The 12,340-nt window shown below is 37.6% G+C and carries 14 protein-coding genes; 4 read left to right on the forward strand and 10 right to left on the reverse strand.

Translation table 11 applies throughout. The features are described 5' to 3' along the window. Positions 1-27: 27 nt before the first annotated feature. Both E2K98_RS07885 and E2K98_RS07890 read right to left on the reverse strand, forming a co-directional pair. Entirely contained in the window at positions 28-1,203 is a 1,176-nt protein-coding gene (locus E2K98_RS07885) for a M20 family metallopeptidase (protein ID WP_133333694.1), read from the reverse strand. Positions 1,204-1,362: 159 nt separating this feature from the next. Then, positions 1,363-1,926: a DUF2062 domain-containing protein gene (locus E2K98_RS07890; RefSeq protein ID WP_035424195.1), complete on the reverse strand. Its 564-nt coding sequence runs from the start codon at positions 1,924-1,926 to the stop codon at positions 1,363-1,365. 312 nt (positions 1,927-2,238) lie between these two features. Between E2K98_RS07890 and E2K98_RS07895 the strand changes: the two genes are divergently transcribed. Further along, a complete protein-coding gene (locus tag E2K98_RS07895) occupies positions 2,239-3,324 on the forward strand; it encodes a diguanylate cyclase (RefSeq protein WP_235824745.1) in 1,086 nt (361 codons plus the stop codon). 36 nt (positions 3,325-3,360) lie between these two features. Here the strand turns inward: E2K98_RS07895 and E2K98_RS07900 are convergent, their stop codons facing one another. The 4 genes from E2K98_RS07900 to E2K98_RS07915 all read right to left on the reverse strand — a co-directional run bounded on the left by E2K98_RS07900 (position 3,361) and on the right by E2K98_RS07915 (position 8,200). Then, positions 3,361-4,284 (reverse strand): AEC family transporter, encoded by a 924-nt coding sequence (locus E2K98_RS07900; protein ID WP_133333695.1) that lies wholly within the window; start codon positions 4,282-4,284, stop codon positions 3,361-3,363. Between the two features lie 60 nt (positions 4,285-4,344). Further along, the gene (locus tag E2K98_RS07905) at positions 4,345-5,637 is read right to left on the reverse strand and encodes a CitMHS family transporter (RefSeq protein WP_235824746.1); all 1,293 of its coding nucleotides are present in this window, start codon (positions 5,635-5,637) and stop codon (positions 4,345-4,347) included. A 264-nt stretch (positions 5,638-5,901) separates the two neighbouring features. After that, on the reverse strand, positions 5,902-6,585 hold the full coding sequence (locus E2K98_RS07910; RefSeq protein ID WP_133333696.1) for a response regulator: 684 nt from the start codon (positions 6,583-6,585) through the stop codon (positions 5,902-5,904). Beyond that, positions 6,578-8,200, reverse strand: coding sequence for an ATP-binding protein (locus tag E2K98_RS07915; protein ID WP_235824747.1), 1,623 nt, complete (start codon positions 8,198-8,200; stop codon positions 6,578-6,580). The genes E2K98_RS07910 and E2K98_RS07915 overlap by 8 nt, the downstream gene beginning before the upstream one ends. 187 nt (positions 8,201-8,387) lie before the next feature. Here E2K98_RS07915 and E2K98_RS07920 point away from each other — a divergent pair, with 187 nt between their 5' ends. After that, a complete protein-coding gene (locus tag E2K98_RS07920; RefSeq protein WP_026575096.1) occupies positions 8,388-8,636 on the forward strand; it encodes a hypothetical protein in 249 nt (82 codons plus the stop codon). 21 nt (positions 8,637-8,657) lie between these two features. On the opposite strand, the gene E2K98_RS07925 is transcribed toward E2K98_RS07920, so the two are convergent. Further along, entirely contained in the window at positions 8,658-8,936 is a 279-nt protein-coding gene (locus E2K98_RS07925) for a hypothetical protein (protein ID WP_133333697.1), read from the reverse strand. Positions 8,937-8,939: 3 nt separating this feature from the next. Beyond that, positions 8,940-9,137, reverse strand: coding sequence for a hypothetical protein (locus E2K98_RS07930; RefSeq protein ID WP_133333698.1), 198 nt, complete (start codon positions 9,135-9,137; stop codon positions 8,940-8,942). 144 nt (positions 9,138-9,281) lie between these two features. Here E2K98_RS07930 and E2K98_RS07935 point away from each other — a divergent pair, with 144 nt between their 5' ends. Then, entirely contained in the window at positions 9,282-9,788 is a 507-nt protein-coding gene (locus E2K98_RS07935) for a hypothetical protein (RefSeq protein ID WP_133333699.1), read from the forward strand. On the opposite strand, the gene E2K98_RS07940 is transcribed toward E2K98_RS07935, so the two are convergent. Together E2K98_RS07940 and E2K98_RS07945 are read right to left on the reverse strand one after the other, a co-directional pair. After that, positions 9,789-10,199: a hypothetical protein gene (locus E2K98_RS07940; protein WP_133333700.1), complete on the reverse strand. Its 411-nt coding sequence runs from the start codon at positions 10,197-10,199 to the stop codon at positions 9,789-9,791. Positions 10,200-10,257: 58 nt separating this feature from the next. Further along, the gene (locus tag E2K98_RS07945) at positions 10,258-11,085 is read right to left on the reverse strand and encodes a uroporphyrinogen-III synthase (protein ID WP_133333701.1); all 828 of its coding nucleotides are present in this window, start codon (positions 11,083-11,085) and stop codon (positions 10,258-10,260) included. 165 nt (positions 11,086-11,250) lie between these two features. On the opposite strand from E2K98_RS07945, the gene E2K98_RS07950 reads away from it, so the two are divergent. Next, on the forward strand, positions 11,251-12,315 hold the full coding sequence (locus E2K98_RS07950) for a BMP family lipoprotein (RefSeq protein WP_133333702.1): 1,065 nt from the start codon (positions 11,251-11,253) through the stop codon (positions 12,313-12,315). The last annotated feature ends 25 nt before the right edge of the window (positions 12,316-12,340 follow it).

Here is a 12,340-nt window from a genome sequence, read left to right on the forward strand (position 1 = left end):
CCCAATAGCTTGGGGAAGACCCTATTTTTAATTCAAAAATTTAAATGCGGCATGAACAAAGATGTTAACCGCCATTTCCAATGATTCTTCATCAATCGTAAAACGTGGATGGTGATGGGGATGGACAATTCCTTTTTCAGCATTCCCTGCCCCAATATAGAAAAACGCTCCGGGTGCTTTTTGCTGGAAAGCGGAAAAATCTTCTCCGCCCATATCCGGTTTAATTGACGCTAAAGCCTCTTCCCCGAACAGTTCAAGAACAGTTTCCTCTATTCCCCTTGTAACAGCTTCATCATTTACAACAGGGCGGTAGCCGTAATTGTAGGAAAAATCATAGTCAGCACCGTGTGCCAGCGTAATCCCCTTTATGATTCGTTCCATTAGAGGCGGGATAGACTCGCGCAGTTTAGCATCAAAGCTGCGGACCGTCCCGCCGATTTCTACAGTATTCGGAATCACATTATGAGCGGTTCCCGCCATGATTTTCGTAACTGAAACAACAAGATTATCGAGTGGATCTGTGTTTCTAGAAACAATATGCTGCAAGTTGCCAACTACCTGTGTAGCAATTGCAATCGCATCAACAGTATGATGCGGCTCAGCGGCATGTCCACCGGCCCCTTTAATTGTAATATCAAAGGTATCCGGCGCGGCCTGCATTTTACCATAAACAATCCCAACCTTGCCTACTTCAATCGGCGACCAAAGATGGGTTCCTATTACGAGGTCAACACCCTCCATTACCCCTGCTTCCACCATTTCCTCGGCGCCGCCCGGAAACATTTCTTCCCCATGCTGAAAGAGGAAACGAACCTCCCCTTGGATGCGCTCCTTCATTCCCGAAAGTATCTTTGCAGTCCCAAGTAAAATTGCCGTGTGTCCATCATGCCCGCAGGCGTGCATCACCCCGGGAGTACAAGATGCAAATTCAAACGTGTTTTCTTCTTGAATCGGCAAGGCATCCATATCAGCTCGGATTGCAAGGACCTTACCAGGCTGTGAACCGATGAGGCGAGCCATCACACTTGTCTTTGTCGGGCGGGAAAGCTCCAAGTTCCCAAAGGATGCGAGTGTTTCGTACACAAATTGTGCCGTTTTTTCTTCTTGAAATGATAATTCAGGATTTTGATGGAGATATCTCCTCCACCCGATTACCTCGTATTTTAGTTGGTTTACTTCATTTTTAAAGGTATTAAGCAGCATCTAATGGACCTCCGCATGATGAAAAATTAAATTGCTGAGAAAATTCATAATTATCACTATTTCATTATACGTTAACACATGAGAAAACTAAATAGATTCGAGAAGTCAAAAAAAAACGGTCACCACATGAGGAATCGGTGTCCGTTTTTTCATCAAAAATCATACTAAATTTTTATTTAGGCTATTTTTCCGAAGTGCCTGTTTATCACGAATTCTTGTTAGTCGTTTCGTTTTTTGCTTTTCATACAAATAGTAGACTATAAAGTAAGAGATAATCCCAAGAACGATACCAAAAATGGTCATTCCAATTAAAACATGGACTCCCCCGTGGAGGATACTGATAATGACACTAAAATCGCCATGTAGTAGTTTTTCAAATGAAAATGGTGTACTTTGTCCAATCTGTACTTTCAATGGAAAGACCGCTTTCCCGAGTTTTTTTGCAAAAGGTAACAGGATCACAGGCAGAAAGGTTAGTTTGCCAATAACATTTCCAATGATTGCAGCCGGAAAGGATCCTTTGGCCAGACGTACAATCGGGATAAATAATATATAGATAAGTGACGCAGATGATATCACCAACATTTCCAAACCAAAGCCAATCGCAAAACCTAATGACACTTTTTTGGCCCCGCCAGGAGAACGAAACAGTTTTAAGAAATTCAACCTAAACGCACGTCCGATTCGTTGAAAAAAATTATATTTCTTTTGCCTTATGTTCATATGAAAAACCTCCTTTGTTGCAGGCCAATTTAACAAAAATCACAAAAATAATAACTTTGTATTAATTATAATCAATTTTCGAGTCAGATTGTCACTATTTTTATATTTTTTAGACAGGAAATTTAATACTTCTTTGGGTTTCAACAACAATCGATCTTATTATTCTTGATAAAAAAGATTTTGGAGCTCTATTTTGTTGAAGAATTATATGAGATGGGAGTTTTTTTAGGGAAATTTATCCAAAATATCTTTTACTTTAAAGCTAAATTGGCATACTAAAATAAATGAATTTTTAGGATGAGGATTTTAATAATGAACACAATTATCAAGACATTTTTGGAAAATATGACCTTTATCATCTCCTTTATGTTTCTCGCTAATAAAATAAGTGAATTTATTGGATTAAAGGTCAAAAAGATTTCTAAATATATTTGGATTTCTCCGCTTCTCAGCAGCCTGTTAAGTCTGTTTATTATGAGCTTCCCCTTTGAAGACAAAGGAATGCGGATTGATTTAAGAGCTGTTCCACTTTTCTACACAGCTTATTTAGGAGGCTGGAAATTTGGCCTTATAGCCATTATATTACCAACCATATACCGTTTTTACCTCGGTGGATCGACCACTTTCGAAGGAATTACTCAAGGGATCCTACTCCCTTCTCTTATCGGTTTCCTTTTCCATAAAAAAGCATCTTTTAATCCTCCTTATACTATTATTCATTTGAAGCATATGATTACTGCCTTTTTAGTTTTACATTGCATTCGATCTGTCCTTATGCTTTGGACAACCCCTGTAACCTATCAAACAGTTGCAACCAGGATTTTTTTTGAAACGATTGGCTTATTAAGCATCGCGGTTATGCAAAACGACGCAAAAAGAAATATTTTATTAAGGAAGGAACTTGAATTTCAAGCGAGACACGATGCAATGACAAATTTATATAATTTGCGCTATTTCCGGAAAAAAGTCGAGGAAATGATCAAACAAAAAAAAACATTTGTAATTGCAATGTTCGATGTAGATTACTTTAAAAACTATAATGACACACATGGACATTTGGCTGGGGATGCAGTTTTACGAACGATTGGCAAGCTGTTATCTGATAGCATGCGGGAAGAGGATATTTTTGCCCGCTACGGCGGGGAAGAATTTATTATCTGTTTTAACAACGTCATAAATGTACAAAAAGCCATTTCGGTTGGGGAACGAATCCGCACTAAGATTGAATCTTATAAATTTTACGGTGAAGAAACACAGCCTTCCGGCAAAATAACTATATCGATTGGCATAAGCGGCTGTGCAGATGGAAAAACCTTAGATACTTTAATTAAAGAAGCAGACACAGCCTTATATCTTGCCAAAAGAGCAGGAAGAAATCGAACTGAAGCAAAACTTTAGAAAGACCGTTCTATTCATTGAACTGCCCTCATCAAACTAAAATAAAATCGAAGATAAATACACCACTGTCGTGACGGTAATCATGCTAAAAATCGTAGACATCAATACCACCTGTGCCGCATATTCCGGATGATTTCCATATTCTAAGGCAAAAAGTGCGCTGTTTCTTGATGTAGGAAATGAGCTAGCGATAAATAAAGCCTGCGCTGTAGTACCGTCCAACTTTAATATAATAATAATAAGGAATGCGATAACCGGAGAAAGGACTAGGCGGCCAAGCAAACTTAGGACTAGCGGCAACGAGAACCGGCTAAATTTCAAGTAGGCACTTTGTGCTCCAAGTGTTATAAGCGCTACTGCAATAAAAGCATTAGATGTATTTTTAACAGGCGACCATAAAAACTCGGGAATTTTTATATGAAGCGTATGGAGCAGAAGACCTAATAAAAAAGCATAGATCACCGGATTTTTCAAAAATTCTTTGATTGCTTTTACTTTGCTGTTATCAACGGAAACAGAATTTAGCAGCCCATAGGTATAGGTTAGCAAATTTTGAAAAATCATTACCACAATCTGAATGGATGCCCCTAATGGGTTCTGGTGGAACACCAATTGACTGACAGGCAGGCCAAAATTCCCGGAATTATTTAAGACAATACTGTTTTTAAAAGTAGATGATAAACCGTTATCAAATTTTGCCACTTTACCAATGAATGAACTGAATATCATCAAACTAACTGCTTGCAAACTTAAGAATCCAAGAATATGCAGCATTGTTTCTCCGCCCACATTATTTTGATAAATATTTGTAAAGCTTACAGCGGGCATTAAAAAATACGTATTTAATTTAGATAAGGTGTTCATATCAAAATGAAATTTCCGGTGCAGGAATACCCCAATTCCAATTAAGATGAATACTGGCAAAACAACATTTAATAAGATTTGAAAAAATATATACATAATAAACTCCTATTTTAAAAATCCAAAAAGCCCCTAAGAAGGAGCTCTTTTGAGAAACTTTTAGAATGGTATAATCGTTAAAACGAGAGCAACTAAAATCATGACAACCGTTGAACCGCAAGCCCATTTTAAGAAGGATTTCTGCAGGTCTCCGAAATCCGCACCAACCATCCCTACTAGTAAATAAGTAGAAGGAACGAGCGGACTCAAGAGATGGACTGGTAATCCTAATAATGAGGCTCGTCCAATCATCGCCGGGTCAATTCCAAAACCGCTTGCCGCTTTTGCCAACAAAGGTAATACTCCATAGTAAAATGCATCATTTGACATAAAGAAGGTAAATGGTGCACTAATAATGGCTGTGATCAGCGCAAAGTGTGAACCAAGTGCATCAGGAATATGAGAAATCATGCTACTTGCCATGGCATCAACCATTTTCGTTCCTGTAAGAATTCCTGTAAAAATACCAGCCGCAAAAACCATTGAAACGACAGATAAGGCATTATCAGCATAGTGCATGATTCGTTCTTTTTGTTCTTTCAAATTCGGATAATTGATTGTGATCGCAATCGCAAAACCAATCATAAACAAAACAGTTGTTGGAAGCACTTCTTGAATTAAAGCATATAAAAGTATAATCGTAAGAAGGTAGTTTACTAGAATTAATTTTGGACGTTTGAGGTAAGCATCCTCAGTTGTAGCTGCCATCTGCGCCATTGTGCTATAATCAATTTCCAATACTCCTATCCGTTTACGCTCTTTTCTTCCAAGACAATATGCCATAAACAATACAAACAACACTCCGCCAATCATACTTGGAATGACTGGAGTAAATACATCTCCCATTTCAAGATGTAATGCCGTCATAACCCTGGCAGTAGGACCTCCCCATGGAAGCAGGTTCATAACTCCGGAAGCTGATACTGCAATCCCCGCTAAGACTAATGGTTTCATCCCAATTCGCTTGTACAACGGGAGCATTGCTGAAATGGTAATCATATAAGTGGTGGTTCCATCTCCATCAAGGGAGATTAATAGTGCAAGTACAGCTGTACCAATTGCTATTTTTACTGGGTCCCCTTTCACCACTTTTAAGATTTTTTGAATAATCGGATCGAATACTCCTGCATCAATCATAATTCCGAAAAATAGAATGGCAAATAGAATCATAATCCCAGTTGGTGCCACACTCTTGATCCCTTCTAATGCCATTGGACCCATATCCTTTCCGAACCCGCCGATTAAAGCAAAGGCTACTGGAACGACCATGAGGGCAATCATAGCTGAAAGACGTCTTGTCATAATTAAAACCATGAAAATAATAATCATTAAAAATCCTAAAATTGCTAACATTGTCTTCACCCCTTTTGTTTGTAAATTAATAATAATCAAAATTTTATATAGTGAAAACGTTTTCAAAATAATGTTAATATCGTAAATTAAATTACATTTTGTACATATTGTTCACAGCAGGGATATTTTTCCTGAAATTGTTTCTTTTAGAAATATGACTTGATAACTTGGTTGTTGATTTCCGCTCCAATCAACTTTGTTTAAAATCAACTATGTTATTTAACATATCCCAAAAAATAAAGGACTACTTTTTCGCAATCCTTCTTACACGGGATAATATTTTCTTTCCGGTCTTCCTACAATTCCATAAACCACTTCCGCCTTCACTTCTTTGATAGCGGATAAATATTCTAAATAACGGCGAGCCGTTATCCGTGATGCACCGATTTCCTGTCCGACTTCTTCTGCAGATAGTCCTCCATTTTTGGAATGTATAACTGCTTTCACTTTTCCAAGCGTAATATCATCAATTCCTTTAGGCAATCCAGCACTTTTCCCTGTTCTTTCCTGTTTTCCTTTTCCAAATAAAAGGTCTACATAATTTTGATTCACCTCTTGTTTGGACATTAACAGGGTGTGTTTTTGAACATATTCCAAAATTACCTCATCAAATCGTTCCCGGTTAACCGGTTTGATTAAATAATTCTCTACTCCATAACTTAATGCTTTTTCAAGAAAAACTTTATCGGTTGCAGCTGTAATCATGATAACCCCCATCTTAGGGAAACTCTCACGAATGACAGGCAATAGTTCAGCCCCGAGCATGTCCGGCATGTACACGTCCAAAAGTAGTAAATCAGGCTGTTCTTTTTTTAGTATTTGCAAGGTTTGATCCCCGTTCAAGGCTTTACCAACTACTTCAATTTCCTTGAATTTCTGTAAAAATTTCTCGTGAATATCTGCAATTCGAAAATCGTCTTCCGTAATCACTACCTTGATCTTATTCAAGTTTTCTCCCCCTCTCGCTATCTTTAGGAAGATACACAGTAAAAACAGTTCCACTCCCTGGACTGCTTTGTACCTCAATCATTCCACCCATCTCTATTACAGCCTTTTCTGCATTTGATAGACCAAATCCTCTCGACTCGGTCCCTTCTTTCGTGGTATAACCCTTTTGAAAGAGAAGCGGTATTTCATTTTCATTGATTCCCTTACCATTATCTGAAATTTCAAAGATAATGTCACTACCAATATCCGTTGCGAAGAATTTAACGGTAGAAGATTCTAACCCATATACCGCTTCAAAGGCATTATCGATTAAATTTCCAAGGATGACAATGAGGTTGGAAAGTTTTATATGGTGCGGTAAGTTTTCCAAATAACTATCAGAAGCAATTTCAAAATGAATCTTCTTTTCCGATGCTTTTCCCAGCTTTCCTAAGAGTATAGCCTGGATTTTTGTATCTTTAATCTGGTTAAAAACAACAGAATTTTGAAATTGCAGTGCCTGTGTTTCCAATTGAATCATTTCAATCGCCTGTTGATGTTCGCCCAGCTGAAGCAGACCAAGCAACACGTATAATTTATTGGTAAATTCATGTGTCTGCGCACGAAGGTCTTCAGAATAACTTTTAACCTCCGATATCGTGTTTAACATTTGCTCAATTTCAGTTTTATCCCGAAATGATGCAACTACGCCAGTTATTTCATGTTGATTGAAAAGGGGTGTGCAGTTTACAATCACTGTTCGGTCCTTCCAGACCATTTCTTTATCAATTTGAGGTGTTCCTGTTTCTAAAACTTCATATAAATAGTCTGAAGGAAATAGTCCATCCACCTTCATGAGTCTTACTGAACCATGAATATTTAGGAGTTTTTTGGCTGGTTGATTCATCATCGTGATGAACCCTTTTTGATTGATTGCCAAAATCCCTTCTTTCACCGCATGTAATACTGCGTTTTTTTCTTTATAAAGCCAGGCAATTTCATAGGGTTCAAGCCCCATTGTATCCTTACGAATATTCCTCCCTAGTAAAATGCTGGCAATTAACGAGATGATGAGAGCGAAAACTGCGACATACAGGACCTTGATCACGTTTTTCATGATTTGCTGATGGATATCCTCTAGCAAAAATCCTACAGAAACAATCCCAATGATTTCACCTTTTTGATTAAATATAGGTGACTTTCCCCTAATAGATGGACCGAGTGACCCCTTTGCAGTGGATACATAATATTCTCCCTTTTGAAGGGCTCTTTCGTTATCTCCGCCCCTCATTTTTTTCCCGAGCTTCGATTTTAGTGGGTGAGAATATCGGTTTCCCTCTTTATTTCCTATTACAACAAATTCAGCACCGGTCTGTTTGCGAATTTTTTCAGCTAGCGGCTCAATGGTTTGCGATGGATTTTTTGATTGAAAAGCCTCGATAATAGTCGGTATAAAGGATACCGTTTTTGAAATTTCCAGTGCCATTCTGCCCCGGTTTTCTTCGATTTGCTTACTTTCCATGTAGCTGTAAAAAGCCGTCAGCAGCACGATTAATAATAATCCCAGTGACAGTACCAGCCCAAAGATTTTCGTCTGCAGAGATATTTTTATTGTGTTCAGGCAGGATCCCCCCATACAAAAATGCGAATTCTATTCTACATTATAGCGGTATTTTGGGGAGTTTTCCTTTTTGAAAAGTTATTTATCCTTATTGATGTTTCGTAGATTTTGTTTTTCATGAACACAATTTCGTTATTTACTGAACATAAAAAGGGATAAATCATATAATAAATAATAGTACCGAGGAATGGAGGAAATTTGAATGCCTTCAGTCATTAATTTAGGAGTATTAAATGTTAACACTCCCCAACAAAACGCCAATGTATCAATCGGCGAATCCATTATTACAGGGATGGATTCCAACAGAAAATTTAATCAAGGTTTTGGTAGTACCTTTGGCTTTTTTAATGTCCTTACACTAAATGTCGCGAATAATTTGGATAACTTGGATGGAATTGATGGAGTAATCTTTGACCAAGATATAAAACCAAATTTTGGTGCAAATATATAAATTTCAAAAGAAAAAAACCTTTCATGAAAGGTTTTTTTCCGCTTTATCAGTTGGAGCTTTATCCATTTTATCACTAGGCTTCTTTTTATTCTGATCCTCCTGCATAGTAGTTAACGAAGCTCTTGAATGAGATAAATTATTTCGGTCCCCGTGGATGTTTCCTAACCCCTGGCTATGTTTTTTATTGCTTTTAAAATCGTCGATAAAATTATTTCCGATACTAAAACATGACGCCTCACCAATACTCCCGATTTTGATGGTTCCGATATGAACTGATGGAGATAAAAAAGAGGAGCCCATCGTTTAATCAGCCTCCCCCTTCTCTTTGTTGTTTACCCATAAATTGTCCATCATTAAATTTTCTTTACCTGACAACGTTCCAATTACTTCAGTAACAGTCTGATCGCTTCGAAATTTTTTAATCATATTCTTTTCCCCTAAAAATACACCAGCAGAATTTTTCATACTTGCTATAGTTACATGGTCAAAACGAATATTCATCCGCTAATCCCCTTTTTCCATTTTTATCAGCCTATTCCGTTACTGATGAGATGACACAAACCACCATTAAAAAAGTGGGCATTTATCACATTATTTACATCCAGGTCATACTGTAAAGCAGAAATGAAAAAATGTGGTGAGAAAATGTTAAAATCTTCACAATTTCAATTTACAGGGAATATTAATGTCCAAACCATGGAGAGGCAGGCAGGAATCTTTATCGCTGAAAAAAATACGGCGGTTGGCTGGAATGCGCACGGGAAGGAAAATAAAGTTTTTGGTGATGTTAGCGGGGAATGTAATATTCTCTTGCATAATATCTCAATTTTGAATGACCCGGATTTTATTGATACGCCGATCGATGACCGGGATATCAATTTTTCATTTGAGACTCCTGGTAATGAAAACGAATCGAATATTAGCCTTGATTCTGTTAATGTGACAACGATGCTCAATAATTCCTCCCTGCTCGTCGGGAAAGGTCAGATAAATGGAATAGATGCTAATCAAAAACAAAATGTCTCACACGGTAATACTTATGGAAATATGAATCATATTACTAAAAATTTAAGTATCAATAATGACCCGGATATGATTGATGCAATAATAGATGATCAAGATATCAAAATCGCCAATACCAATTGGGATTAATCAGAATTTATTTTGAAAACGATACCCTTTTGGAGTTTTCATTATTTTTTGTTCATCATCGGAAGCAGTTTCTACCATTGCTTCCTTTTCGTTTTCTTTCTCTATTTTTTGAATTATGGATTTGGCTAATTCTTCTGTCCCACTAATATTATTACCAATTAATAATTTTCCGCTTAATTCGTCAATTTCAATATTCTCAAGCTGAAAATTAATGTTCTCTAGATGATCAATTTGTACATGTTCAAGGTGGATATTTCCACCTTGTTTTTCTTTTTTCTCTTCTTTGACTTTCTCCTGTTGTTGTTTTTCAAGGAGCTCAATAATTCGATCCAGTTTCATAAGAATATGGGGTAAATGGAGGGATGGCTGCTTTTCTTTCGGTTTTTTTTTAAAAGAAAAAAATTTAAACATCAACTCCCCCCTTGTTGATAAACCCTTTGTTAAAACTTATGCAAAAGATAAAGGATTATTAGTAGTTGTTACTAATGTTCACGGTACGATAATAACGTGACAACTCTACCACCATCGCCCCCATTCTTTCATTTTCAGGAGTAATTACTCGGTCTATCCCTTCTTCCCTTAAAGCCTCTTGAGTGACCTTTCCAACAGCAACAGCATGAGTATTAAACTCGAAGGCCTTCAAGATTCCATCAACGCTTCCCATTCTTTTTGCAAAATCAAAGAGAGAACGGACTTGATTTGCGGTTGTAAAACATACGGCATCTAGCTTATCTGTTAACAACTCATCACAGATTGTTGTAATGGTTTCTGCCTCGGGGGCAATATGTTTATAGGGTAGAAGTTTAGTGACAATAGCTCCCCTATCCTCCAGAAACTTGGTTAGTTTCGGAGCTTGTTCACCATGGAGCTGAACCATCACTCTTTTATTGAAGAAATCAAATCCTTCTAGTGATTGAATTAATCCCCGAGTTGTCCCATCCTGATCTACGGCTAAAGGGTTAACCCCAAGCTCTTTTAATGCTGATAAGGTTTTATAACCTCTAGAAGCCGCTTTGGCCAGACGAATAACCTGTAAAAACTCGTTTTCAACATCCAATTTTTTAGCCAATTCATATAGAGTGTTTGTGCCCATACCTGTTGTAAAAATCACCCAATCTGCTCCGTCACGAACAAACCTTTTTAAATCCGGCTCCACTTCCTTTTCCGATAAAAGAACCGTTCCTTGTAATGACCGTACAAGCGGGATACCGCCTTGTTTTTTAATAAGCATGCTGATTTCTTCTGTTTTCCTTGATCCAGTAATGGCAATACGCTTTCCCATTAAATCTTTTTCCATCTATGTATCCTCTTTTCAAGTATGTATTTAATGAAATTATATCTAGAAAGTATGCTGTTGACCAAACAATAAATCCGAAGTATAATACAAACATAAGTTTAATTTACAAACAAAAGTTTAAAAAGATTATCTGCTAATCTTATTACATCTTAGGGGGAGCATATTTTGAAAAAGCGTAAAATCGGAATGGCCTTATCGCTTGTACTCGCAGCTGGTACACTATTAGGAGCCTGTGGAAAAAGCAATGAGACCGAAACTGCGAAAGGAAAAACCTTCTCAGTAGCAATGGTTACGGATATCGGTGGTGTCGATGATAAATCCTTTAACCAGTCTTCTTGGGAAGGGCTTAAAAACTTCGGTAAAAAAAATGGTCTGACAAAAGGTAAAGGCGGCTATGATTACCTTCAATCCCAATCAGATGCAGATTATACTACAAACCTAAATACACTTGTTCGTCAAGGGTTTGATCTGGTATATGGGATTGGTTTCTTAATGCCAAATGCGGTAGAAGCAATTGCAAAGCAGCAAAAAAATACTGAATTTGCCATCGTTGATGCTGAGGTTAAACAACCCAACGTTGCTAGTATTCTTTTTAAAGAGCAAGAGGCAGGATTCCTTGCAGGTATAGCGGCTGCACTTTCAACAAAATCTAACCATATTGGATTTATTGGCGGGATGAAAATCCCTGTGACCGAACGATTCGAATCTGGTTACTTAGCTGGAGTAAAGGCTGCAAATCCTACAGTGAAAGTCGATGTTCAATATGCAGGTGCTTTTGACAAAGCTGAGGTTGGACAAGCCATCGCTGCTAAAATGTATTCAACAGGCGCGGATGTAATTTTTCACGCTGCAGGAGCCACAGGTGTTGGTGTATTCAAAGAAGCCAATGATTTAAAGAAAAAAGACCCCAACAAACAAATTTGGGTAATTGGGGTTGACCGTGACCAAGCCGATATGGGACCGGATGTCGTTCTTACATCCGCTCTTAAGCGCGTTGATGTAGCAGTCCAAGACCTTTCTCAGAAAGCCAAGGATGGAAATTTCCCTGGCGGAAAGGTTACGTTATACGGTTTAACTGAAGATGGTGTCGGCTTAGCACCAATCAATGAAAAAGCTGCTAACAAAACAAATATTGATGCAGCTGTAAAAGAATGGGTAAAAAAAATAAAAGACGGTAAAGTAAAAGTTCCTGAAAATCAGAAAGAATTAAAAACCTTTAATCCAAAATAATCGTACTGTTTAGGAACGAGGTGAG

The sequence above is a fragment of the Bacillus salipaludis genome (assembly GCF_004358205.1).

Coding starts and splice junctions, on each gene's coding strand:
- E2K98_RS07885 (WP_133333694.1), bottom strand. CDS start 1,203: ATGCTGCTTAATACCTTTAAAAATGAAGTAAACCAACTAAAATACGAG.
- E2K98_RS07890 (WP_035424195.1), bottom strand. CDS start 1,926: ATGAACATAAGGCAAAAGAAATATAATTTTTTTCAACGAATCGGACGT.
- E2K98_RS07895 (WP_235824745.1), top strand. CDS start 2,239: ATGAACACAATTATCAAGACATTTTTGGAAAATATGACCTTTATCATC.
- E2K98_RS07900 (WP_133333695.1), bottom strand. CDS start 4,284: ATGTATATATTTTTTCAAATCTTATTAAATGTTGTTTTGCCAGTATTC.
- E2K98_RS07905 (WP_235824746.1), bottom strand. CDS start 5,637: ATGTTAGCAATTTTAGGATTTTTAATGATTATTATTTTCATGGTTTTA.
- E2K98_RS07915 (WP_235824747.1), bottom strand. CDS start 8,200: ATGGGGGGATCCTGCCTGAACACAATAAAAATATCTCTGCAGACGAAA.
- E2K98_RS07920 (WP_026575096.1), top strand. CDS start 8,388: ATGCCTTCAGTCATTAATTTAGGAGTATTAAATGTTAACACTCCCCAA.
- E2K98_RS07925 (WP_133333697.1), bottom strand. CDS start 8,936: ATGGGCTCCTCTTTTTTATCTCCATCAGTTCATATCGGAACCATCAAA.
- E2K98_RS07930 (WP_133333698.1), bottom strand. CDS start 9,137: ATGAATATTCGTTTTGACCATGTAACTATAGCAAGTATGAAAAATTCT.
- E2K98_RS07935 (WP_133333699.1), top strand. CDS start 9,282: ATGTTAAAATCTTCACAATTTCAATTTACAGGGAATATTAATGTCCAA.
- E2K98_RS07940 (WP_133333700.1), bottom strand. CDS start 10,199: ATGTTTAAATTTTTTTCTTTTAAAAAAAAACCGAAAGAAAAGCAGCCA.
- E2K98_RS07945 (WP_133333701.1), bottom strand. CDS start 11,085: ATGGAAAAAGATTTAATGGGAAAGCGTATTGCCATTACTGGATCAAGG.